This is a genomic window from Acutalibacter sp. LFL-21, assembly GCF_025630755.1.
GTDB lineage: Bacteria > Bacillota > Clostridia > Oscillospirales > Acutalibacteraceae > Acutalibacter > Acutalibacter stercoravium.
Window position 1 is genome coordinate 316,377 of record NZ_JAOTNT010000001.1, and the last position, 23,253, is coordinate 339,629.

23 protein-coding genes and 1 pseudogene are annotated in these 23,253 nt (G+C 61.4%); 1 reads left to right on the top strand and 23 read right to left on the bottom strand.

The window, feature by feature from the left end:
- Positions 1 to 255: 255 nt before the first annotated feature.
- Entirely contained in the window at positions 256 to 1,101 is an 846-nt protein-coding gene (locus ODJ80_RS01410) for a PepSY domain-containing protein (RefSeq protein ID WP_263040592.1), read from the bottom strand.
- 132 nt (positions 1,102 to 1,233) lie between these two features.
- Here ODJ80_RS01410 and ODJ80_RS01415 point away from each other — a divergent pair, with 132 nt between their 5' ends.
- Positions 1,234 to 1,806: an N-acetylmuramoyl-L-alanine amidase family protein gene (locus ODJ80_RS01415; RefSeq protein ID WP_263040593.1), complete on the top strand. Its 573-nt coding sequence runs from the start codon at positions 1,234 to 1,236 to the stop codon at positions 1,804 to 1,806.
- A 14-nt stretch (positions 1,807 to 1,820) separates the two neighbouring features.
- Here ODJ80_RS01415 and ODJ80_RS01420 read toward each other — a convergent pair whose 3' ends face one another.
- The 22 genes and pseudogenes from ODJ80_RS01420 to uvrB all read right to left on the bottom strand — a co-directional run bounded on the left by ODJ80_RS01420 (position 1,821) and on the right by uvrB (position 23,123).
- A complete protein-coding gene (locus ODJ80_RS01420) occupies positions 1,821 to 2,246 on the bottom strand; it encodes a MerR family transcriptional regulator (protein ID WP_263040594.1) in 426 nt (141 codons plus the stop codon).
- Positions 2,236 to 2,865 carry an MBL fold metallo-hydrolase gene (locus ODJ80_RS01425; RefSeq protein WP_263040595.1) on the bottom strand — a complete coding sequence of 210 codons (630 nt, stop codon included), beginning with the start codon at positions 2,863 to 2,865 and terminating at the stop codon, positions 2,236 to 2,238. Before ODJ80_RS01425 ends, ODJ80_RS01420 begins: the two co-directional genes overlap by 11 nt.
- Positions 2,866 to 3,018: 153 nt before the next feature.
- The gene (locus ODJ80_RS01430) at positions 3,019 to 3,288 is read right to left on the bottom strand and encodes a hypothetical protein (protein WP_263040596.1); all 270 of its coding nucleotides are present in this window, start codon (positions 3,286 to 3,288) and stop codon (positions 3,019 to 3,021) included.
- Positions 3,289 to 3,342: 54 nt separating this feature from the next.
- Complete coding sequence (locus tag ODJ80_RS01435; protein WP_263040597.1) at positions 3,343 to 3,876, bottom strand: AAA family ATPase; 534 nt, start codon at positions 3,874 to 3,876, stop codon at positions 3,343 to 3,345.
- An 89-nt stretch (positions 3,877 to 3,965) separates the two neighbouring features.
- On the bottom strand, positions 3,966 to 4,922 hold the full coding sequence (secF, locus tag ODJ80_RS01440) for a protein translocase subunit SecF (protein WP_263040598.1): 957 nt from the start codon (positions 4,920 to 4,922) through the stop codon (positions 3,966 to 3,968).
- Entirely contained in the window at positions 4,915 to 6,330 is a 1,416-nt protein-coding gene (secD, locus tag ODJ80_RS01445) for a protein translocase subunit SecD (RefSeq protein WP_263040599.1), read from the bottom strand. The genes secF and secD overlap by 8 nt, the downstream gene beginning before the upstream one ends.
- A 223-nt stretch (positions 6,331 to 6,553) precedes the next feature.
- Positions 6,554 to 8,566, bottom strand: coding sequence for a bifunctional 4-hydroxy-3-methylbut-2-enyl diphosphate reductase/30S ribosomal protein S1 (locus ODJ80_RS01450; protein WP_263040600.1), 2,013 nt, complete (start codon positions 8,564 to 8,566; stop codon positions 6,554 to 6,556).
- On the bottom strand, positions 8,556 to 9,260 hold the full coding sequence (locus tag ODJ80_RS01455; protein ID WP_263040601.1) for a lysophospholipid acyltransferase family protein: 705 nt from the start codon (positions 9,258 to 9,260) through the stop codon (positions 8,556 to 8,558). Before ODJ80_RS01455 ends, ODJ80_RS01450 begins: the two co-directional genes overlap by 11 nt.
- 53 nt (positions 9,261 to 9,313) lie before the next feature.
- Positions 9,314 to 9,976, bottom strand: coding sequence for a (d)CMP kinase (gene cmk / locus ODJ80_RS01460; protein WP_178864929.1), 663 nt, complete (start codon positions 9,974 to 9,976; stop codon positions 9,314 to 9,316).
- A gap of 947 nt (positions 9,977 to 10,923) precedes the next feature.
- On the bottom strand, positions 10,924 to 11,778 hold the full coding sequence (locus tag ODJ80_RS01465; protein WP_317619846.1) for an NAD(P)/FAD-dependent oxidoreductase: 855 nt from the start codon (positions 11,776 to 11,778) through the stop codon (positions 10,924 to 10,926).
- Between the two features lie 106 nt (positions 11,779 to 11,884).
- A pseudogene (locus ODJ80_RS14075) lies at positions 11,885 to 12,250 on the bottom strand (NAD(P)/FAD-dependent oxidoreductase); the annotation flags it as partial.
- Complete coding sequence (locus ODJ80_RS01470) at positions 12,207 to 13,079, bottom strand: MurR/RpiR family transcriptional regulator (protein WP_263040602.1); 873 nt, start codon at positions 13,077 to 13,079, stop codon at positions 12,207 to 12,209. The gene ODJ80_RS01470 and the pseudogene ODJ80_RS14075, both read right to left, overlap by 44 nt.
- A 204-nt stretch (positions 13,080 to 13,283) precedes the next feature.
- Entirely contained in the window at positions 13,284 to 13,823 is a 540-nt protein-coding gene (locus ODJ80_RS01475; RefSeq protein WP_263040603.1) for a hypothetical protein, read from the bottom strand.
- Between the two features lie 31 nt (positions 13,824 to 13,854).
- Positions 13,855 to 14,478, bottom strand: a complete 624-nt coding sequence (locus tag ODJ80_RS01480; RefSeq protein ID WP_178864933.1) for a J domain-containing protein — start codon at positions 14,476 to 14,478, stop codon at positions 13,855 to 13,857.
- A gap of 99 nt (positions 14,479 to 14,577) precedes the next feature.
- A complete protein-coding gene (locus tag ODJ80_RS01485) occupies positions 14,578 to 15,483 on the bottom strand; it encodes a DUF5685 family protein (RefSeq protein ID WP_263040604.1) in 906 nt (301 codons plus the stop codon).
- 268 nt (positions 15,484 to 15,751) lie between these two features.
- Positions 15,752 to 15,961: a hypothetical protein gene (locus tag ODJ80_RS01490; protein ID WP_178864935.1), complete on the bottom strand. Its 210-nt coding sequence runs from the start codon at positions 15,959 to 15,961 to the stop codon at positions 15,752 to 15,754.
- Between the two features lie 49 nt (positions 15,962 to 16,010).
- Positions 16,011 to 16,289, bottom strand: a complete 279-nt coding sequence (locus ODJ80_RS01495) for a hypothetical protein (protein ID WP_263040605.1) — start codon at positions 16,287 to 16,289, stop codon at positions 16,011 to 16,013.
- A 180-nt stretch (positions 16,290 to 16,469) separates the two neighbouring features.
- Positions 16,470 to 19,295, bottom strand: coding sequence for an excinuclease ABC subunit UvrA (gene uvrA / locus ODJ80_RS01500; RefSeq protein ID WP_263040606.1), 2,826 nt, complete (start codon positions 19,293 to 19,295; stop codon positions 16,470 to 16,472).
- Positions 19,296 to 19,321: 26 nt separating this feature from the next.
- Positions 19,322 to 20,143 carry a pyridoxamine 5'-phosphate oxidase family protein gene (locus ODJ80_RS14125; RefSeq protein ID WP_442863875.1) on the bottom strand — a complete coding sequence of 274 codons (822 nt, stop codon included), beginning with the start codon at positions 20,141 to 20,143 and terminating at the stop codon, positions 19,322 to 19,324.
- Positions 20,144 to 20,155: 12 nt separating this feature from the next.
- A complete protein-coding gene (locus ODJ80_RS01515; protein ID WP_263040607.1) occupies positions 20,156 to 20,557 on the bottom strand; it encodes a VOC family protein in 402 nt (133 codons plus the stop codon).
- Between the two features lie 22 nt (positions 20,558 to 20,579).
- Positions 20,580 to 21,092 carry a GNAT family N-acetyltransferase gene (locus ODJ80_RS01520; protein WP_263040608.1) on the bottom strand — a complete coding sequence of 171 codons (513 nt, stop codon included), beginning with the start codon at positions 21,090 to 21,092 and terminating at the stop codon, positions 20,580 to 20,582.
- A gap of 18 nt (positions 21,093 to 21,110) precedes the next feature.
- Complete coding sequence (gene uvrB, locus ODJ80_RS01525; protein WP_263040609.1) at positions 21,111 to 23,123, bottom strand: excinuclease ABC subunit UvrB; 2,013 nt, start codon at positions 23,121 to 23,123, stop codon at positions 21,111 to 21,113.
- Positions 23,124 to 23,253: the final 130 nt, after the last annotated feature.

Consider the following 23,253-nt stretch of genomic DNA (forward strand, 5'->3'; position numbering starts at 1 on the left):
ACCCTTTCTTGTGAAGAACGGCGCCGGGCCGTCCTCCCACAGAGGTCGTTCCGCCGCGGGAAAAAGCCCTGGCCTTGCGGGCCGGGCGCCCTTCTGGGCCCTCTGCGGCGCATATTCTTGATTATTATACCACGCAAGGCCGGCCTATTGCAAGGAAAGCCACAGTTTGTTTACAAAATCAGCCGCCGCCCCAAAGGCCCGGTCCAAACGGCCCCCTGAAACAGGAAAAAGCCCCGGTTTCCCAGGGCTTTTCTCTCATCTTCCGCTGTCCGCGCTCCACTCTAAAAAGCTGCCGGTGGAAGCGTCAATCTCAAATTCATACTCGGTCCGGTCGTAGTAGAGCTCCCCTTCATAGACCTCTCTGCCGTCGTCCCGGTCCAGCCGGATGCGCACATCGCTCTCTGTGGCGCCGGGCACCCGTTCCAGCACCAGCTGGGTGGCCTCCTCTTGGGAGACCGGCCCCGCCCCTTGGCTGGAAGTCTGGTTTTCCCCTGAAACAGGGGTCCAGCCCTCCACATCGGAGTCATAGGAGAAGATTGCCCCGTCCTCCTGGGAAATCTCATAGTCGTATTCCGTGGCCCCCACCGCAAACTCTACATCGTAGACCGCCCGGCCGTCGTCGTAATCCGCTTTAACCCGGTAGACCGTGGCCTCCTCTGCAGTGACGCCGGCATGCTCCAAGGCAATGGACCTGGCCTCATCCTCCGTAATCCCGGCGCCGCTTTGAGAGGACTGGGACGGCGCGGGGGTGGCCTCCTGGGCGGTTGTGCCGGATTCCTGGCCATCATCCCCCTGGGCTTCCCCGGAAGAAGCGGCGCTGGCCGTATCGTAGTGATAGTTGATGATCTCCCCGTTGTTCCGGGCCACGTCGTAATGATACTCGGTGTCCTGGGTGGAAAAATCAATCTCATAGACCTTCCGCCCCTCCTCGGTTGTGTCCTGCTGGACGGAAAGGGAGGACGCTTCCTCTTGGGTGACACCCGCGTGCTCCAGGGCAATCTCTGTTGCCTGCGCCTGGGTGATGCTCTCAGCGGAACAGCCCGCCAGCAGGGCCGCCAGCGCCAAAGCGCCCGCCGCCCCGCGCACCGTTCTCTTTCTCATCTCGATTTCCTCCGTTTTCAGAAATTCATAGGGGACCGGCCCCTTCTTTCCCTCTTTCTCTCCCCGCAGGGGAACCCGCGGGCGCGCCCTGGCATAGGATGGGGCAAGCGAAGAAAAAGGAGGCGTCTCTACATGCCCATCCGCGTTTTTATCGACCAGGGGCACAACCCCAGCGGAGCCAATGCCGGGGCCGAGGGCTATGGCCTGCGGGAACAGGACATCACCTATGCCGTGGGGATGGACCTGGCCCGGCTTTTAAACGGCGATCCCCGGTTCACTGCCCGGGTCTCCCGCACCACCCCCACCGAGTCCCTGGGCGCCAGCAATGCCGCCAGCCTACAGCGCCGGGTCTACCTGGCCAATTCCTGGCCGGCAGACTACTTTGTCAGCATTCACTGCAACGCCAACACCAACCCGGCCATCAACGGCACAGAGGTCTATGTTTACCAGCAGAACACCCAGGCCTATTGGCTGGCCCAGCATGTGCTGGGGGGAATTGTGGAAGAAGTGGGCACCCGGGACAACGGGGTGCGCCTGAACCCCACCCTTTATGTGCTGCGCCGCACTGCCATGCCCGCCATCCTGGTGGAGCTGGCCTATCTGACCAACGGCGGTGATGCCCTGAAGCTGCGGGATGAGCAGCCCGCCTTTGCCCAGGGCATTTACAGCGGCCTGCTGGGGTATTTTGGAATGGCGCCCCTGTAGGGGAGTTTCCCCTGTTACGCAGAGGCTGCCGGGACATCCTCTTTCTTGTGCACAGCCTCTGTCCCCGCCTCCAGGGCGGTCTTATAGTACCGGCACTTGTATTCGATGACCTCCATGGTGCGGCGCAGCTGCTCCATCTGGGCCTCTACAGCGGCCTTCCGCTCCAGAAACATCTGGTAGCGCTGGGAAAGGCTCTCATCCCCCAGGGCACACCAGTGCAGGAATTCCCGAATGTCCTTGATGGGCATTCCCGAGGCCTTCAAGCAGCTGATGATCCGCAGGTTCTCCAGGTCCCGGTCCGTAAACACCCGCGCCCCGCCCTGGCTGCGGGCCACAAAGGGCAGCAGGCCCTCTTTGTCATAGTACCGCAGGGTATAGGCGGTGACCCCCAGCCTTTCCGCCGCCTGGCTGATGGTATAGGTTCCGCCCTCAGCCGCCATAGGTCAGCACCGCAACGCGGCGGCTCATGCCGCCGTGGATCTCCAGGGTGTCGGTGTCATACCGCATCCAGTGGCCGGCGTTCAAATCCAGAAATTTTTCCACCGGCGCCAGCACGTCGAACCCAAACCGGTCCGACCGGTAGTGCATGGGGATGACCACCCGGGGACGGATGGCCTCCACAATGGCCTGGGCCTCTTCCGGGCCCACGGTGTAATAGCCCCCAACCGGAAGCATCACGGCGTCCAGCTCCTGAAGCCGCTCCAGAATCTCCGGGGAGGGCATGCACCCAGCATCCCCCATGTGGGCCACCCGCAGGCCGCCGGCCTCCAGCAGATGGATGGTGTTGGGCCCCCGCTTTTCCCCGCCGCAGCCGTCGTGGAAAGAGGGGAAGGCCGTGATGGCGAAGGGGTTTTCCGCCCCTGTCTCCCGCAGGGCAACCCCTGCCCGGTAGTTGTGGTCATGGTGTTCATGGCTGCAAAGCACCTGGTCCGCCGTCTGTTGGATATCCCTTAGGCCGGGAACGCTGCCGGGCTCAAAGGGGTCCAGCACAATGGCGTAGCCCTGGCACTCCACTCGAAAGCAAGAGTGGCCCAGCCACTGAATCTGTATCTCTGCCATTGCATAACATCCTTTCCATTTCACAGAGCTTCCAGAAAGCTTGTTTCTGTGGAAAGTATTATAGCACAAATTTCCCAGTTTGCCTACTCCCTGCGGAAGCTTCCCCAAAAAGGAAGGGCCCCGGCCTGGCCGGGACCCCTTCCACGGGCTGGGCTACCGCCTCTCCTCCCGGTGGGAGGCCGCCCCCGGGCACTTTTTGGCCCGGGCTCCGCTTTCCGGCTCCCGCCGGGGGATGGCCATGGGGGACAGTTGCTGGTAAGCCTCCAGCTGGGCGGCGTCCTCCGGCGGGGTGAACATCAAGCCCGTGCACTCGTTGGCCGAGGCCACGGCGGGGCTTTCTGGCAGGGCCCCCTGAGGAAGGGGGTCGTGTTCGTGATAAGGGGAGGTCTGGGGCTTCTGGCTGGTCCGGTCCTGCTGTTTCATTTCACCGCATCCTTTCCGAGGTACTTGCCCTTAGTTTCCCTCTTTCCAGGCGGTCTATGCACAAGGGCCGGATTCCTCCCCCCGGGAGAGGATCTCCTCCACAGCCTGCTCCACCGTCATGTGGGAGTTGTCCAGCCAAAGGCCCGCGCGGGGCGTCTCCCGCATAAAGCTGTGCCACAGGGCCTCTGGGGAAAAGCCCACATAGCCCCTCTTCCCCCGGGAAGCCTCCCGGGCCCTGACCGTCTCCACAGAAGGGCAGAGGACCACCAGGCGCAGGGGGATGCCCCGCAAAAGAGAGGCCATCTCCTCCAGGGCCGGGCCGTAATAATTATCCTGCAGCACCACGGAAAACCCGGCCTCCCAATAGCCCCGCGCAGCCTGGGCCGCCAGCCGGAAGCGGAGGTGCAGCTGCCGCAGCGCCTCTTCGGTGGGCGGGTCGGCCATCTCTTCCCTGCCGGTGACAATCATGCGCCGGAACAGGTCGCCCCGCAGGTGGACGCACCGGGGCAGCGCCTGGGCCAGGGCCTGGGCTGTGGTGGATTTTCCCGAGGCCATTACCCCGGTAATCAGGTAGAACCGCTGCTCCATGGCAGCCCCTCCTCATAGATTAAGATAAGAGCCGCAAGGGCTTTCCCCCGCGGCTCTTTTGTTTGCATGGTAAACGGGAAATCCCGCCGTTAGGCCTTCTGCTTGGCGGCATCCATCTGCTTGCGCTTGTGGATCTGCCACATGCAGAACAGGTTGGGGGCAATGAACTGGCTGCTGAAGCAGCCGGCCGCCACGCCCGCCATCATCGGCAGCGCGAAGGAAACCACCGTGTCGATGTTGTAAATCATCGCCACAATGAGCACCACCACCAGGGAAAGGAACGTGCACAGAGAGGTAAGCACCGTGCGGCTCAGGGTCTGGTTCATGCTCAGGTTCATAACCTCATCATAGCTCACCCGGGGGCCCATCTTCCGGCGGTTTTCACGGACGCGGTCGTACACCACGATAGTGGCGTTCAGGGAGTAACCCAGAATGGTGAGGATAACCGCGATAAAGATATCGTCAATGTCCAGCCCGCAGACCACAAACACGCAGAAAGCGATGAGCACATCGTGCATCAGCGCGATTACAGCGGTAATGCCCGCGGCCAGGCCGCCAATCTTGCGGAAGCGCAGGGCGATGTAAACCAGCAGGAACACCGCCGTGATGGCAAAGCACACCAGGCACTTCTGGAAGAACCGGGCGCCCATGCTGGCCTCCACCGAGCTGGAGGAGAGCAGCTCAAAGCCCAGGTCCGGATAGGCGCTCTGCAGGGCGCTTGTAACGGCGGCCTGCTCCTCCGGCGTCATAGCCTGGTTGCCGGAGAAGGACACCGTCACCTGCTCGCCGCCCGTGGTGATATCCTGGCTGATGGCCACCTCGCAGTTCCGGCCGGTGCTCTCGCTGACGGCGGCCTCTACGCCGCTGGCGTCCGCCTGGCCGCCCTCCACAGAGTAGAGGATCATCGAGCCGCCGGCAAACTGAATGTCCAGGTGGGGCCCAATGATGACGCTGGCAAGGATGCCCACCACCAGCAGCACAATGGAAATGCCGAAATAAATCTTTTTGTTCTGGTAAAAGTGGAAACGGTATGTCTTCTCATTCATCGCCGCGAGCACCTCCAAACAGCCATTTTTTATGCAGGCCCTTGAAGCCGGCCAGAGAGAGGGTCATCAGCCGGGTGGCTGTCATGCCCATGATAAAGTTGCCGATGATGCCCACCAGCAGGGTAAAGCCAAAGGAGAAAATGGCGCCGGTGGTGGACTCGCCAAAGATGATGGACAAAATATTGCTGGGCCCGAACACACCCATCAGCATAACGGCCACAATCAGGGTGGTGATGTTGCCGTCGAAGATGGCCCAGAAACTCTCAGAGAAGCCCAGCTTCAGGGCGCCGTCCAGGCTCTTGCCGTTGCGCAGCTCCTCGCGGATGCGGCTGGCAGAGATCACGTTGGCGTCCACGCCCATGCCAATGGAGAGCACAATGCCCGCCAAGCCCGGCAGGGTGGTGGTGTAAGAGTTGAGGAAGGGGAAAAAGCCAGAGATGGCGGCCATACACAGGCCCACCTGGCCGGCCAGGCTGATAACCGCCACAACGCCCGGCAGCCGGAACAGCACGATCATCAGCACGGAAATGACCACAAAGGCCAGAATGCCCGCCAGCATCATGGCGTTCAGCGCCTGGGTGCCCAGGGTGGGCGGCATAGAGCTGAAGCTGGAGACCTGCAGGGCAAAGGGCAGGGCGCCCGCCTGGATCTGGTTGGCCAGCTGGGTGGCCTCCTCACTGGTAAAGTCACCCGTGATGGAGCACTCGCCGTTGGTGATGGCCTCGTTGACCGTGGGGTAAGAAATCATCACATCATCCATCCAGATGGAGATGGTGCTGCCCACCAGCTCGCTGGTGGCCTCGGCAAACTTTTCGGCCCCCGCCTCCGAGAGCTTCAGGCTGACAATGTACTGGTACTCGCCCGTGGTCTCGTCCTGGGTCATGGCCGGAGTGGCGCTGACCACATCAGAGCCCTCCAGGATGATGTTTTCCGCCGTGGTGCCCATGGGGGTGCGGTAGACAACGCTGCCGTCCTCGGCGTACTCCATGGACTCATATTCCATCCCCTCGCGGAAGGTGAGCTGGGCGGTGGCCGCCAGCTCGTTGATGGCCTCCTCGGGGTCGAAATTCTCCTCGTCGCTGCGCCAGGGGAACCGGACGATAATCCGGTTGTTGGTGGGGTCGGTGTAGATCTCATAGTCGGTAATGCTGTTGGACACCATTCGGGTCTCGATGATCTCCTTGGCCGCGTTAAGCTCTTCGGTGGTGGCCTCCACCCCGTCCGCCGGGCTGAAGGTGGCCTCTACGCCGCCCCGGATATCAATGCCCCAACGGATATCACCGGCGCCTTTTATGTAGGTGACCTTAAAGTCCCCGTTCTGGCCGTACACGCCGAACAGGGACGTGAACACCAGGGCGAGGATGAGAAGCGCCACTACAAAAAACACAGGCTTTTTTACTCGCTTCATGGGTTTCTTTCCTCCAGTCGGGGCCGGCCCTGCACAAAGGGCTGCCCCAGGATTTTTATGACGTTCGCCGCGCGGGGCGCAAAAGGCCCGTTCACGCAAAGCAGGGCAGCACCCGGGCGGGCGCTCCCGTGCCCCGGCCGGTCAAAACGGCCAGGCCACCGGGAAGCCCCGGGACAGGCGCGCCTGTCCCCCCCTTGCTACCCCGCTTAAGTACCTTCAAAAATTATTCCTGCTCCTCAGCGGCAGACTCTTCCTCCTGGGCAGGAGCCTCGGTGGAGTACACAACTTCCTCCGCAGGGGCCTGCGCGGCCTCCTCGTCCTCCTGGGCCTTCTGCTCTTCCAGCAGGGCGCGGATGGACAGGGACACGCGGTGGCGGTCAAAGTCGATATCGGTGATCTTCACCTTCACCTCGTCGCCGATCTTCAAAACATCCTGGGGCTTCTCAATGCGGTGGTCCGCAATTTGAGAAATGTGGATCAGGCCGTCAATGCCGGGGATGACGCTGGCAAAGGCGCCAAACTGGGTCATGCCCACAATCTTGGCGTCGCACACCGTGCCCACGGGATACTCCCGCTCCAGCTTGACCCAGGGGTTGTCCTCAGGCCGCTTGTAGCCCAGGGAGATCTTGCCGTTCTCCCGGTCCAGGCCCTTTACGTACACCTCCACGGTGTCGCCCACGCTGAGCACCTCGCTGGGGTGCTTGATGCGGTTCCAAGAGAGCTCGGAGATGTGGACCATGCCGTCCACGCCGCCCAAATCCACAAAGGCGCCAAAGCTGGTGAGGGACTTCACCTTGCCGGTGTAGTGCTGGCCCTCTTCCACCTGCTCCCAGAACTTCTCCTGGGCGGCCTTGCGCTCCTCCCGCAGCACGCTGCGGATGGAACCCACGGCCCGGCGGCGCTGGCGGTTGACCTCGATAATGCGGAAGCGGACCTCCTGGCCCATCAGCTCGTTCAGGTCCTCCCCGCGGGAAGCGGTGGCCTGAGAGGCGGGCACAAAGATGCGCATGGCCTTGTACAGGACGATGACGCCGCCCTTGACAACCTCGATGACCTTGCCCTCCAGGATCTCGTTGTTCTCCTGGGCCTCGGTAATCTCATCCCAGCCCTTCATGGCGTCCACGCGGCGCTTAGAGAGCATGATGGTGCCTTCCTGGTCGTTGGTCTTCATAATCAGCAGGTCCATCTCGTCGCCGATCTTCACCACGTCCTCAGGCTTGACGTTGGGGTCGTTGGAAAGCTCGCCCGCGGGGATGAAGCCGGCCTGCTTGCGGCCCACATCCACATACACCTCGGTGGGGGAGATCCCTACGACAACGCCGTGCACCTTCTCATCTGTATTTAATTTTTTGAGGGACTCCTCAAGCATCTCCTCAAAATTCTGTTCGTTGTTTGTCACTTCTGCCATGGTAGCAAGTACCTCCTTTATAATGCTTGCGGGCGTAGATGCCCCCGCAGTGATGCCAACGCTCAGCCCGGCCGAAAACACAGGCAGCTCGTCCGCCCTTTCGATGAGGTACGCCTCGCAGTACTCTGCGCAGATTTCGCGCAGCTTTGCCGTGTTTGAACTGTCCCTTCCCCCCACCACAACCATCCGGTCGCAGCGCTGGGCCAGGGTTTTTGCCTCTTTCTGCCGTCTCGCAGTCGCATTACATATTGTAGCAAAAACTGCGGCGTTTGTACATAGTTTTTTCAGAGTTTCCGCGCATTTTTCCCATTCGCCGGCGTGAAAGGTGGTCTGAGCCGCAAAAGCCAGGGGTTTCTTTTCCAATTCCGGATGGTTTTTCAGCAGTTCCACCAATTCTTCGCTGCTCTTTATAACAAAATTCTCCCCTTTGCAGTGGCCTACAATCCCCTGCACCTCGGGATGATTCTTGTCCCCAGCCAGCAGGAAGACCTGTCCCTGCTCTCCGGCGCGCTCCGCCAAGTTGTGAATCTTTTTCACAAAAGGGCAGGTGGCGTCCACATAGGAGAGGCCCAGCGACCGCGCTTTTTCCTCCACCTCCCGGGGCACCCCGTGGGAGCGGATGACCAGCGTGTAGCCCGGGGGCGTCTCCTCTGGCCGGCTGACAACCCGCACCCCCCGGGCGGCCAAATCCCCCGTCACCTGGGGGTTGTGGATGATGGGCCCCAGGGTGGCGGCCTTTTTGCCCTCTTCCAGCAGCCGGTACACCGTGCTCACCGCCCGGTCCACGCCAAAGCAGAACCCGGCGGTCTGGGCCACCTCAACCCGCATGGGGGGCCTCCTTTTCCTCTGGCGGCACCAGCTGAGAAGGCAGGCCCAGCTCCTTGCAGGCCTCCTCCCGCAGCAGGGCAATCTGGGCCATAATGGTCCGGCTGGCCCGGCGCAGCTGCAGGCTGGAGTCATCCTGGATGTTCAGCTCCCCGGCGGAGATGGGCTTGCCAAAGCGGATGAGGGTGCGCTTGAACATGCCGGGCTGCTTGCCGTCCCCCGCAGTGATGCACACCGGCACCACCGGCGCCTTGGTCTCATAGGCCAGCAGGGCGGCGCCGGTTTTGGGCTTGCGCAGCAGCCCGTCTTTCGAGCGGTGCCCCTCGATAAACACCCCCACCACGGCGTTCTGCTTTAACAGGGCATAGGCGTCTTCCAGCGCGTCCGAGCCGCCGGTGCCCCGCTTCACGGGGAAGGCCCCCAGCATGCGGAACATCCCCCCCAGAAACTTGCTCTGGAACAGCTCCTCCTTGGCCATGTAAAACACCTGGCGCTTTTGGCAGAGCCCCAGCAGCACCGGGTCCCGCTTGGCCAGGTGGTTGCTGCACAGCAGCACCGGGCCCTCTTTGGGGACATTCTCCGCCCCCTCCACCTTCATGCGGAACACCAGGTGGAAATACCACCACAGAATGATCTGCCCCACCAGGTACAGCCAGGTCTTTTTTTTCGGCGTCAAATCCCGAATCTCTTTTTCCACAGGCAACGGCCCCTTCCTTCACACATTTTCCCATATTTTCCAAGGGGAACGGCTTACAGCCTTTCCCGCACCAGGCCCACCAGCCGCTCTACCGAGCGCGCAAAGCTGTCCTGGCTGGTGTCCACCAGCACCGCGTCCTCCGCGGGGCGCAGGGGGGCCACCTCCCGGTGGGAATCCTGGTAGTCCCGCTGCTGGATATCCCGGAGGATGGCCTCGTAGTCCGCCGCCTGGCCGGACTCCTCCAGCTGGCGCACCCGCCGCCGGGCCCGCTCCTGGGCCGAGGCGGTGAGGAACACCTTCAGCTGGGCGTGGGGCAGCACCACCGTGCCGATGTCCCGGCCGTCCATAAGCACGTTGTTCTTTTCCGCCAAATCCCGCTGCAATTGCAGCAGGAAGGCCCGCACCGCCGGGATGGCCGAGCAGGCCGAGGTGGCCATAGAGACTTCTGGCGTGCGGATGAGGGAGGTGACGTCCTCCCCATTCAAGCGCATGACCTGGCCCTCCGGCGTGTACTCCAGCCCCACCTGGATGGCGGGCAGCAGGGCCTCCACCGCCGGGGCGTCGTGGGGGTCCACCCCCTGGCGCAGCACATGCAGGGCAATGGTGCGGTAGATGGCGCCGGTGTCCACATAGACAAAGCCCAGCTCCTGGGCCGCGGCCTTGGCCACGCTGCTCTTCCCTGCCCCGGCGGGGCCGTCGATAGCGACTGCAAACATTCTAACTCCTCTTTTCCGATGGATTCTAGAGCCTGCCAGCGGGAGCTCTCCCCACTGGTCCGGGCGGCTTTTCCCTTTGCCCTACTTGAGATCACGAAATGATTCAGAGCGCTGAAAAAGCTAGGAAATACCTGGGTTTTCCGCACTTCATCACATGATGAAGTGCGAAGTGTTTTTGGCCCGCTCTGCATCATATGATGAAGTGCGCAAGCCCGCATAAAACCTGACTTTTTGTCGCATTTCATCATTTTGATTTCTCAAGCCGTCCGTGACCGGACTGGACAAGTCGCGCTTTGGGGCGGCGGCTACGGCCGCGCCTGTGCTGACAGCCAGCGCACGTCCGCGCCCAGCGCCTGGGCACTCAATTCGCGCACGCCGCTTTAAGGCGGCGGGGTTTTCTGAGGGCGGCTGGCAAGCGGCCCGCGCTTGGGTCCGTGGCCGGTCCGGGCGGCATTTCCCTTTGCCCTACTTGAGATCCCGGCCCTACTTGAGATAAGAAAATGGACGAATCATCAAAAAAGTCAGGTTTTATGCGGGTTCTATGATTTGACCATGTGGGCGAATCATACAGGTGTCTTGACCATTTCCCGTAGTGATTCGCCCACGTGGGCAAGTCATAAAAATGGCTTGTTTCCTGGGTTTTTGGGGTGATTCGTGCATTTCCCTCTCTCAAGCCCTGGGGCAACGGCTTTTGTGCTGTCTCAAGAGGGGGACATACGTCCCCCTTTTTTTGGAAGTAGGGGAAGGCAGGGCGCTGGTGCCCGGTGGGCACCGTCCAGCGCCGACCGAGCCGGCAGGCGAGACCTACGCCCCTTGCAACCCCCTTAGGCCGTAGGGCTCCGCCCTACAACCCGCAGCTTTTGAAAAAGCTGGCAAAACTTTTACTTGTCTCCACCCAACCCAAGCGCGGGCTTTTGGGCTAGCGTCTCTCAGCCAGCTCCGCCGCCTTAAAGCGGCGTGCGCGACTCGTCCTGCGCGGCCACGCGCCGCGACTTGTCCAGTCCGGCCACGGACCCGGATAGCTTGCCGGTGGCAAAGGCGATCTGCAAATTGTAGCCGCCGGTGTAGGCGTCGGCGTCGATCATCTCCCCGGCAAAGTACAGGCCCTTCACCCGCTTGGATTCCATGGTCCGGGGGTCGATCTCCTTCAGGCTCACGCCCCCGCTGGTGACGATGGCCTCGGCAATGGGCCGAAAGCCCTCGATCTCCACGGAGAAGTCCTTCAGCAGGGCCAGCAGGGCCCGGCGCTGCTCCTTGGTGACCGAGTGGCACCGGGTCTCCCCTGGGATGCCGCTGCGCTCCACCGCCACAGGGATGAGCTTTTGGGGCAGCAGCTCTTCCAGAGAATTGGCAAAAATCTTATTTTTATGCGCCTCCAGCTCCCGCAGCAGCCGGGCGTCCAGCTGCTGCTCGCTCAAAGCGGGCTTCAAGTCCACGTGGACGGTGTACTTTCCCGGCTCCATAGGGTGCAGGTGGGCCGAGGCGCTTAAAATGGTGGGCCCCGAAAGCCCAAAATGGGTGAACAGCAGCTCGCCGAAGTCCTCGTAGACGGGCTTCTTTTTGCCCTGCTGGGTCACCTTTACCCCGCAGTTGCGCAGGGAAAGGCCCATCAGCTGGCGGCACCAGGGGCCCCGCTCCACCAGGGGCACCAGGGAGGGCGTGGGCTTTACGATGGTGTGGCCCAACGCCGCGGCCAGCTTGTAGCCGTCCCCGTTGGAGCCCGTCCCCGGGTAGGAGGCGCCCCCGCAGCAGAGGATGACGCCGCGCCCCCGGTACTCCCCGGCGGCAGTGCGCACCCCCACGGCTTCGCCGTTTTTCCACCAGGACGGCCGTCACCGCCTCCCGGACAATCGCGGCCCCGGCGGCATACCGCTCTAAGGCATCCGCAATGTCGTGGGCGCTGTCCGAGACAGGGAATACCCGGCGGCCCCGCTCCGTCTTCAGGGGGACGCCCAGCCCCTCGAAAAAGGCCATGGTGTCCTGGGGGGAAAAGGCGGAAAACGCCCCGTAAAGGAACTTTCCCCCCCGGGGGCAGGCGGCCACCGCCTCTTCCACCGGGCAGTTGTTGGTCACGTTGCAGCGGCCCTTGCCGGTGATGCGCAGCTTGCGGCCCAGCTGCCGGTTTTTGTCCAACAGGCACACGGAAAGCCCCCGGCCCAGGGCCGTCCCCGCGGCCATCAGCCCCGCCGGGCCTCCGCCCACAATCAGCACGTCATACGTCTTCAAAACCTCAGCTGCCCTTCTCGTCCACCTTTTCGTAGACGCTGTATTCATCCCAAATTCCCTCAATCTTCCGCAGGGTGTCCGCCACCTCGTCCTTTTTCTTGATGGCCACCGTGACAATGAGGGCGTTGATAATGCTCAGGGGCCCCACCAGGGAGTCCACAAAGGAGACCATGTCGCTGCGGGCCAGCAGCACGTGAGAGGCGTGCTGGGCCAGGGGGGACAGGGGGCTGTCGGTGATGGCCACGGTGGTGGCCTTTTGGGCCGAGGCGTACTTCATGGTCTTTACGGCCTTTTTGGAGTAGCGGGGGAAACTGATGGCGATAACCGCGTCCCCCTCTCCCACCCGGACCATCTGCTGCAGGATGGTGGCCTCGCTGGTGGCCTCTACCAGGTGCACGGTGTCGAACACCAGGCGCAAATAGTGGGCCAAAAAGGTGGCCAGCGCCAAAGAGCTGCCCGCCCCCAGCACATACACCTTTTTCGCCCCCACCAGGGCGTCCACCGTCCTGTAAAAGGCCTCCCGGTCCACGTTCTCCTTGGTGCGCTTGAGGATATCAATATCCTGGTCCAACACCTCGTCCAGCAGCCGGTCTGCCGGAATGTTGCGAGAGGTGCGCTCTAACCGCTGCACGCTGGTCATCTTGCTGCGGATCATCTCCTGCATGGCCTGCTGCAGCGCCGGATAACCGGAATAGCCGATCTCTGTGGCAAAGCGCACCACGGTGGACTCGCTGACGCCCACAGTCTGCCCCAGCCGGGAGGCCGTCATAAAGGCCACCTGGTCAGAGTGCTCTTCAATGTACCGGGCAATCATCCGCTGGCCCTTGGAAAAGCTGCCGCTTTTCTGGCGGATGCGCTCGGAAAGCTGGCTGTTCATGTTCTTCCTTCCTTCTTTCCCACTGGGGCACTGTAGCCGCGCAAGCCCCAGGCAATTTCAAATTCATTTTACGGCTTTCTCCTGCAAAAAGCAAGGAAAAAATCCGGATATTCCCCAAAGCCCAGGCGCTTTTTGCAGGAATGCCGCCCGCCAGCTTCAGAAAAGAAGGCGTGAAAAAGGCAGGCCGCAGCCTGCCCATATCCTTCACTTGCCCCGCAGCAGCCTGCCCAGCCGGTCGTGGAAGCGCCGCAGGTATTGGACGATCAGCCCGTCCATGGCAAAGTCGTAGAGGAGGAACACCAGGTTGGCCAGCACCAGAAGCACGGCCGGGCCCCAGGGCCCCAAAATGGAAAGGCTCTCAAAGGGGATTCCCAGCACATAGACAGAGAGGAGCACCTCCAGCACTGCGGCCGCGTTGAACACCAGAAGCTTGGCCCCATAGCGCAGCACCCGGCTTTGAATCCGCCCCAGGGGGGCGTACAGCACCGGGTAGTACCCAAAGAACAGCGCGTAAAACAGGAACGCCTCCCGGTCTGGCACCAGAAAAAAAGCCAGCACGCTGCACACGCCATACACGCCAAAGCCCCAGGCAAGGCCGGCCTCCACCACCACAGGGATGAGCAGGCACCCGGCAACCGCCGGCAGGGCAATGGTGGCCACAGGCACCACCCCCGCCAAAAGCATCACCACCAGCGAGAGCGCCGCCATCACACCGCAGAAAGCCACTTTCATGGAATTTTTCACGGAAACCGCTTCAGCTCCTTTCCCGGCCCGCTCAACAGCAGGAGATCAGGTCGCCGCCCATGCACTCGCAGCAGCAGTCGGCACAGATCAGAGAAGAGCACAGGTCGCAGGAATTACACCCGCCCGCGTTCATATTCGTATTGGGCCGGTAGCCGCCGTAGACGCCGCTGCCCTGGTTCATGGCCTGGTTCAGGGCCGCGCTGTACTCTGGGTTGCCGGGGTCCATCTGGCAGGCCCGGGAGAAGTGGTCCTTGGCCTCCTCCAGCCAGCCCCGGCGGTAGAGCACAGAGCCCTTGAGGAAATACCACTCGGCGTTGCGCCGCTCGGGGGGCACGCCGTTGAGGATCTGCTCCGCGTCGGCAATGCGGCCAGACATAATCAGGCTGCGCACGTCGTTAAAGCCGGAGCTGCCATTTGCCCCCACGTTGTTGTAAGCGCCGTTGTAGCCCCGTCCGGCGCCGCCGCCCTTGCGCTGGGCGGTGATGGCGTCGTAGGCCTCGTTAATCTCCTTCATCTTTTCGTCCGCCAGGTCTTTCAAGGGGCTGTCGGCGTACTGGTCGGGGTGGTACTTTTTGGCCAGCTTGCGGTAGGCGTCCTTTACTTCGTCATCCGTGGCAGAGGGGGATACCCCCAGCACCTTATAAGGGTCTGTCATACTCTGGTCTCCTTTTGCCTCGATAGTCCTTTCGCGGCGCCTTCCCGCCCGGGGCCGGCGCCTTCCCTCGTCATCTATCCCAATCAAGCCCCGTCCGCCTCAGCGCAGGTCCTCAGGCTCGGGGCGCTTTTTCTTTTTCTCCCGAATATGCAGAAACAGAATCTCCCGCTGGAGCTCTGGCAGGCCCTTTTCCACCACGTTCTCCAAAATGGGCCCAAAGTTCCGCAAGTCAATCAGCTGGAAGGCCAGCAGCATTTGGGCCGCCGTGGCGTTCAAGGTCCGGTTCATGGCCTCATCCGCCGCCTTGCGCTCCTCTGGGGAGAGCCCTTTTTTCCCAGAGAGCCCCAGCCGGGGGATAAAGGGGTTGAAAGCGTCTTCCGCCAGGTCCTCCATCAGGTCGTCGGCGGCGTCCATCAAATAGACCCACCGGCCCAAAAAGTACCCGAACCGCTCCAGGGCCGCCGCCTGCATCTCGTTGCAGCCGGCCAGCTCTTTGAACAGGGCCGCCAGCAGGTTGGCCGTGGGCTCGGCGCAGGCGTCCACGCCGCCGCCGCTTTTCTCCGCCTCCTGCTGGCCGTCCATGGCCCTTTGGGCCTCTTTGGCCAGGAAGGGGAACTCTTCCGCCGCTTTGCGCGCCTTGCGGGAGAGCAGGCGCAAAAGCACCCGGCTGCCCAGGGACTTTGCGAAGCTGTCATCCTCCACGTTGTCCCGCAGCTTGTGGTAGGTCAGCAGCACGGAAAGGGCCGCCGCCTTGTGATAGGCTTCCCCATCGCTGCGCAGAAAATCGCATTTCTTCAGGGGGTTCACCACACACCTGCCGTGGTGCAGGCTCAGCTTGGCCTCTTGGGTGGAGAGCGCCAGCAGGGCGTAGAAGGTGCAGTCATAGCTCAGGGTGAAGGAGGCCGCCCTGCCGTAGTGGTCTTTCAGGGCCCGGCACAGCTGGCAGTAGGCCGCCTTATACTGGTCGTATTCCCGCACCAAAAGCTCTGATTTAAAAGGGCGCACATAGCCAAACATACCTCACCGCGCCCCAAAGGGCATCCTTTCTGGCGGCGCGCCGCCGTGTTTTCCCGCCCAGCGGGCAGGAAAAATGGGCCCAACTGCCCTTTCGCGGAATTATTGTATCCTATTCCTGCGGCCAGGTGTTGAACACATTGTAAACAATTATAGTCGAAATCCTTAGAAAAGGCAAGAAAAACCGGGGTTTCAGGGACATAAAAGAACGGGGAGAGGAAAACCGTTTCCCTCTCCCCATTTTGTACAAATGTGTTTTTTACAGGGCCAGCTCTGCCCAGATGACGAACACGGCCATGCCCAGGGCCACTGCCGCCACCAAGGCCCACATCAGCGCGGTGGCCCACTTTTTGCCCTTTTTGGGGGCGGGCCGGGGCATCCCCTTGTGATACCGGGGGTCCGCGTCCTTCAGCGCGATGGGAAGGCACCCATCTTTCAGGGGCAAACGGGGGTTAAAGTTTATCATCATAACAATAGCCTCCTTATGGGAGAACACAGGGTCTCAGGGCGGGGTTCCCTCAGTTGTTGCACAGCCACACACAGGCCAGCACAAGCAAAACCAAGGCTGCCACTGCCGCCGCGATCCCCACGTTCAGCCATTTGCCGCTCTTCTTGGGCTTGTGGCCAGAACCTGGCGCGCCGCCCCCCTTCAGCAGGGCGGGGTTCAGCAAGCCGTTGGGCGGCGGGCCGTGGGGATTGGCGGCAATGAATTGGAACACACCGCCATCTGCCAAGGCCAAGGGCGCTCCCAGCAGGCAGAACAGCAGCCGCCGGAATGCCCGTTCCCATCTACTCATAACCACACCTCCTCTTTCAACTGAAAAACAGTCTACCTCTGTATTTATAGCATACCACAGTTCCTGAGAATATAATTCCAAAAAAACATATTTCTGCGTTAAATTTCTATTACAAATGTATTACAAATTGACGGCCCACAACAGAAGAACAGGCCGGAAAATTTCCAGCCTGTTCTTTGGTCATTTCTCCAAAAGGGGCCGCAAATACTGCCCGGTGTAGGAGCCCTCCACCCGGGCCACCTGCTCCGGGGTGCCCTGGGCCACAATAGTGCCTCCCCGGTTGCCGCCCTCGGGCCCCAGGTCGATGATGTGGTCAGCGGTTTTAATCAAATCCAGGTTGTGCTCGATGACCACCACGGTGTTTCCCCCGTCCACCAGGCGCTGGAGCACGTCGATAAGCCGGTGCACGTCGGCGATATGCAGGCCGGTGGTGGGCTCGTCCAGGATATAGATGGTGCGGCCGGTGGAGCGCTTGGAGAGCTCGGTGGCCAGCTTCACCCGCTGGGCCTCGCCGCCGGAGAGGGTGGTGGCGGGCTGGCCCACCTTCACATAGCCCAGGCCCACGTCGTAGACGGTCTGCAGCTTTCGCGCCAGCTTGGGGATATCCCGGAAGAAGTCCAGGGCCTCCTCCACGGTCATCTCCAGCACGTCGTAGATGCTCTTGCCCTTGTACTTCACCTCCAGGGTTTCCCGGTTGTAGCGGTGGCCCTTGCACACGTCGCAGGGGACGTACACGTCCGGCAAAAAGTGCATCTCGATGCGGATGATGCCGTCCCCCTGGCAGGCCTCGCACCGGCCGCCCTTCACGTTGAAGGAGAACCGGCTGGCGGTAAAGCCCCGCATTTTCGCGTCCTGGGTAGAGGCAAACAGCTCTCGGATGTCGTTGAACAGCCCGGTGTAGGTGGCCGGGTTGGAGCGGGGCGTGCGCCCGATGGGGGACTGGTCGATCTGGATGACCTTGTCCAAATGCTCCAGGCCCCGGATCTCCTTGTGCTTGCCTGGATGGGCGTGGGCCCGGTTCAGCTCTGCCGCCAGCTTTTTATAGAGGATCTCGTTGATGAGGGAGGATTTGCCCGAGCCGGACACCCCGGTGACACAGACAAACTCCCCCAGGGGGATCTTCACATTGACGTTTTTCAGGTTGTTCTGCTGGGCACCCCGGATCTCTAAAAACTTGCCGTTGCCCTTGCGGCGTTTTTCCGGCACCTCCACCTTCCGCCTGCCGCTTAAATACTGGCCCGTGAGAGACGCCTCGCAGCTCTCGATCTCCTGGGGCGGCCCGGCAAAAACCACCTCGCCCCCGTGGACCCCGGCCCCAGGGCCGATATCCACCAGGAAATCCGCCTCCCGCATGGTGTCCTCGTCGTGCTCCACCACAATCACCGTGTTGCCCAAATCCCGCAGGTTCTTCAAGGTGTTTAAGAGCTTGTGGTTGTCCCGCTGGTGCAGGCCGATGGAGGGCTCGTCCAGGATGTACAGCACCCCCATCAAAGAGGAGCCGATCTGGGTGGCCAGGCGGATGCGCTGGCTCTCCCCGCCGGAGAGGGTCCCCGAGGCCCGGGACAGGGTGAGGTACTCCAGCCCCACGCTTTGCAAAAAGCCCAGGCGGGACTTAATCTCCTTTAAAATGGGGGCGGCAATCATCTTCTCCCGGTCATTGAGTTCCAGGGCGTCCACAAACTCCAACGCCTCGGTGACGGACTTGTCGCAGAAGGCGCTGATGTTGATGCCCCCCACCGTCACCGCCAGGCTCTCGGGGGAAAGGCGCTGGCCGTGGCACTCGTCGCAGGGGACCGCGCTCATATAGGCCTCGATCTCCTCCTTGATCCAGGAGGAAGAGGTCTCCCGGAAGCGGCGCTCCAGGTTGTTGATGACCCCCTCAAAGGGCGCTGTGTAGCTGCCGGAGCCGTACTCGCTCTCCCGCCGCAGCCGGATCTTCTCCCCCTTGGTGCCGTAGAGGAGGATGTCGATGATCTCCTCCGGCAGCTCCCCCAGGGGGGTGTCCAGGGAGAAGTGGTAGTGCTCGGCAAGGCCCTTCATGTACATGGCGGCAATGGTGCTGCCCTCCATGGCCCAGCCGCTGGCCTTCAATCCCCCTTTGTTGATGGACAGCCGCTTGTCCGGGATTATGAGCTCCGGGTCAATCTTCATAAACACCCCCAGGCCGGTGCACTTCTTGCAGGCGCCGAAGGGGTTGTTGAAGGAGAACATCCGGGGGGTCAGCTCCTCCACGCTGACGCCGTGCTCCGGGCAGGCGTAGTTCTGGGAGAAGGTGATGTCCTCTCCCTCGATGACGTTGATGATGACCACCCCGCCGGTGAGGCCCGAGGCCGTCTCGATGGAGTCCGCCAGGCGGGAGCGGATGTCTGGCTTGATGACCAGCCGGTCCACGATGATCTCAATGGTGTGCTTGCGGTTCTTCTCCAGCTGGATCTTCTCATTCAAGTCGTAAACCAGGCCGTCCACCCGGGCCCGCACAAAGCCGGATTTCCGGGCCGCCTCGAACTCCTTCACATGCTCGCCCTTGCGGCCCCGCACCACCGGCGCCAAAATCTGGATGCGGGTCTTCTCCGGCAGGGAGAGCACCTGGTCCACGATCTGGTCGATGGTCTGCTGCTTGATCTCCCGGCCGCAGATGGGGCAGTGGGGAATGCCGATGCGGGCGTACAGCAGCCGCAGGTAGTCGTAGATCTCCGTCACCGTGCCCACGGTGGAGCGGGGGTTTTTGGAGGTGGTCTTCTGGTCGATGGAGATGGCGGGGGAAAGGCCGTCAATCATGTCCACGTCGGGCTTTTCCATCTGGCCCAAAAACATCCGGGCATAGGAGGAAAGGCTCTCCACATAGCGCCGCTGGCCCTCGGCGTAGATGGTGTCAAAGGCCAGGGAGGACTTCCCCGAGCCGGAAAGGCCCGTGAGCACCACCAGCTTGTCCCGGGGGATGGTCACGTCGATATTCTTCAAATTGTGCTCCCTGGCACCGTGCACTACGATCTTATCTAAACTCATGCGAATTTACCTTCCCGTTTATTTATTTAGTCCCTCACTTCAAAATCTTCAGACTGAAAATTGTGGTAATACCGTCCTTTGACCGCGTTAAATCTCAAAACGCAGTAATCCGGATCGTTCACACCTTGTTTGTAGTAAAGCTGATCTCCCTGCCGCCACAGTCTTTCCTTGGCTTCCGGCGTTTCCAATACCTCCACGGTGCCAACCAAGCTGACCCCTTTAAATTGCTCCAAATCGACAAAGTACACACTGGCTTTGGGATTCTCTCGAAATGCGCGAACTTTTTGAGAGGAAGTGTTGGTTGAAAACCATATCTCTCCAAGATTGTTTCTCTCCCTTGGCTGAAGCATGGCCTTCGTAACAGGATATCCCTCATCGTCCAGATAGGCAATAAAGCACACCTTTGCTTGATCTAGCAGTTCCCCAACCATCTGCTCCAAATGAGTCATTTTCTTCAATGCCTCCTTGTCTTTGCCGCTTTCTCCCGTTTTGATAAAGCGGAGCAATTCCTCCACATCGTCAAACTGGTCATAGTCTCCCCAGATTCCTTCCCGGTGATAGACTACGCCCTTCTGTTCGTTGCGCTCCAGGCAGTCCAGCAGTTCCTCCGCCCCATAGCGTCTGGCGAACAGGGTAAACCCGTAGGGCTTTATTTTCCCCAGCAACCCCTTCCGGCAGCCCTCCTCACAGGCAAAGCAGTGGGAAAGCCCCCGCTCCATGGAGCAGGCCCGGTTCTCGCACCCGTCCTTGTCGGGGCAGTCCCCGGAGTCGCAGCCGCCGCAGGTCACATTCTCGCTGCAAAGGCAGCAGGCCAGCCCGCACCGGGCAATGCCCAGTTCTCGTTTCATGGCAACCTCTCCTTATCTTCCAAAAGGCCGGTTGAAGGAACCAATCTCAATTAAGTTCCCCTCCGGGTCGGCGACGTAGCAGGTGCGCTGGCCCCAGGGCTGGGTCACCGGCTCTAAAACAGGAGCTGCCCCCTTGGCCACCACTTGGGCGAAAGCCCGGTCCACTTCTTCAAAGGTATCCACATACAGGGCGATTTCCCCATGGCCGTTCAAACCCTGAGCGTACCCGTACTCTTTCCCCGTTTCCCTGGCAAAATTCTCTCGCCCGTAGAGCAGGAACAGGGTGCCGTCCTTTACCAGGTACACATTGCCCGCGTCCTCGCTCTCCTGAATCTCAAAGCCCAGCACGTCCCGGTAAAAGCGGATCATCGTTCCCATATCCTGAACGAACAGGCCGAAGCCGTCCAATCTCATGGTATACACTCCTTTTCATCCCTCACAACCGCTTCTCAAAGGCGTACTCGAACAACCGGGTGCCGTCTTCCAGCACTTCACCGAACTCCCCGGGCGGTTGGGAAAAGCCCGCCTTCCGGTACAGGGCTATGGCAGGTTCGTTCTCGTGGGCCACATACAGGCGCAGATAGCCGGCCCCCAGCCCGCGGGCCAGCTCACCGATACGCTCCAGCGCCAGCCTGCCCAGACCCCGGCCGCCGTACTCCACAGCGATGCCGAACCGGTACAGGTAGCGGGCCGGGGCAGAAGGCTCCTGCCAGGGCACGTCCCCCTCCCCGTTGTCGTGGGCGGGCAGGGCAAAAGCCCCCGCCAGACGGTCCCCCTCCAACAGCAGGTAAAACTGGCCCCGCTCTATGTCCTTTTCCACAAAGTCCCGGGGATAGGTCTCATCCCACACACCCCAGCCCTCTTGGTCCATCCGGGCCACCAGGGCGGCGTACATCTCTTTCACAGCGGGCAAGTCGGAAGGCTCTGCCCGGCGAATCCGTATTTCCATTTCAATTCCTCATATCTCTCAGGGCTTGGGCAGCCGGCGCTTCTTCCCCGGCAGGGGGCCGCTGCCCTCCAGCTCCTTGATCTTGTCCCGCAAATAGGCGGCGTGCTCGAACTCCAGCAGCTTGGCCGCGGCCTTCATCTCCTTGGTGTACTTCTGGATCAGCTCCTGGCGCTCGGCGGCGGTGTAGCGCTTCTTCTTTTTCTTCCCGTCCTCCTTGTGGGAGGAGATCTCGATGATGTCCGCCACGTCCTTGCGGATGGTCTGGGGGGTGATGCCGTGGTCCTGGTTATACTTCTCCTGGATGGCCCGGCGGCGCTCCGTCTCGGTGATGGCCTGCTCCATGGAGGGGGTCACCTCGTCGGCGTACATGATGACCTGGCCCCCCGCGTTCCGGGCGGCCCGGCCGATGGTCTGGATGAGGCTGCGGCCGCTGCGCAGGAAGCCCTCCTTGTCCGCGTCCAAAATGGCCACCAAGGACACCTCGGGGATGTCCAGGCCCTCCCGCAGCAGATTGATGCCAACCAGCACGTCGAACTCGCCCAGGCGCAAATCCCGGATAATCTCCATGCGCTCCACGGTGTCGATATCGTGGTGCATGTACCGCACCCGGATGCCGTAGCCCTCCAGGTAGCCCGTCAGGTCCTCGGCCATTTTCTTGGTCAGGGTGGTGACCAGCACCCGCTCGCCCTTCTCCACCCGCAGGTTGATTTCGGAAATCAAATCGTCGATCTGGCCGTCCGTGGGCTTTACGGTGATTTTGGGGTCCAAAAGCCCGGTGGGCCGGATGACCTGCTCCACCACCTGGGCGGACTTCTCCAGCTCCAAGTCCCCGGGGGTGGCGCTGACGAAAATGGCCTGGTTGATGTGGGAGTAGAACTCATCGAAGTTTAAGGGCCGGTTGTCAAAGGCGGAGGGCAGACGGAAGCCGTAGTTGACCAGCATCTCCTTCCGGGCCCGGTCCCCGGCGTACATGCCCCGCACCTGGGGCAGGGTGACGTGGGACTCGTCCACGAACAGCACAAAGTCCTCGGGGAAGTAGTCGATCAGCGTAAAGGGCGCGCTGCCCGGCTCCCGGCCGGAGAGCACCCGGGAGTAGTTCTCAATGCCCTTGCAGAAGCCAATCTCCTGGAGCATCTCCATGTCGTAGCGGGTGCGCTGCTCAATGCGCTGGGCTTCGATGAGCTTGCCCTCGCTTTTAAAGTAGTCCACCCGCTGCTCCATCTCCCGCTCGATGTCCCGGATGGCCTTGTCCATCTTCTCCTTGGGCACGATGTAGTGAGAGGCCGGGTAGATGGCAATGTGCTTCAGCTCGGAAATGGCGTCCCCTGTCAGGGGGTTGAACTCTGTCAGCCGGTCGATCTCGTCCCCGAAGAACTCCACCCGCACAGCCTTGTCCGTGGCGTTGGCGGGGAAGATCTCCACCACGTCCCCCCTCACCCGGAACTTGTTGCGGATGAAGTTCACGTCGTTGCGCTCGTACTGCAGCTCCACCAGCTTTTTTAAGAGCTCGTCCCGGTCCTTTTCCATGCCGGGGCGCAGGGAGATGACCATGGTGCGGTAGTCGATGGGGTCGCCCAGGGAGTAGATGCAGGAGACAGAGGCCACAATGATCACGTCCCGCCGCTCGGACAGGGCGCTGGTGGCGCTGTGGCGCAGCTTGTCGATCTCGTCGTTGATGGCGGAGTCCTTTTCAATGTAGGTATCCGTCTGGGGGATGTAGGCCTCCGGCTGGTAGTAGTCGTAGTAGGAGACGAAGTACTCCACCGCGTTGTTGGGGAAGAACTCCCGAAACTCCGAGCACAGCTGGGCGGCCAGGGTCTTGTTGTGGGCCAGCACCAGGGTGGGCCGGTTCACCTGGGCGATGACGTTTGCCATGGTGAAGGTCTTGCCAGAGCCGGTGACACCCAGCAGCGTCTGCTCCTTCATGCCTGTGTTCAGGCCCTTCACCAGCTGCTGGATGGCCTGGGGCTGGTCCCCCGTGGGCTGGTAATTGGACACCAGCTGGAACCTTTCAGGCTTTCCCTCGCTCATATTCCCCGCTCCCTTCTCCGCCAATTGATGCGAACATACATTCGGATTTCATCTTACTACACCCGGTCCCCCTTGTCAACGCCTTTGAGAAAAATTTTCCCGCTTTTCCCCCAAAATATCCCCCAGCCGA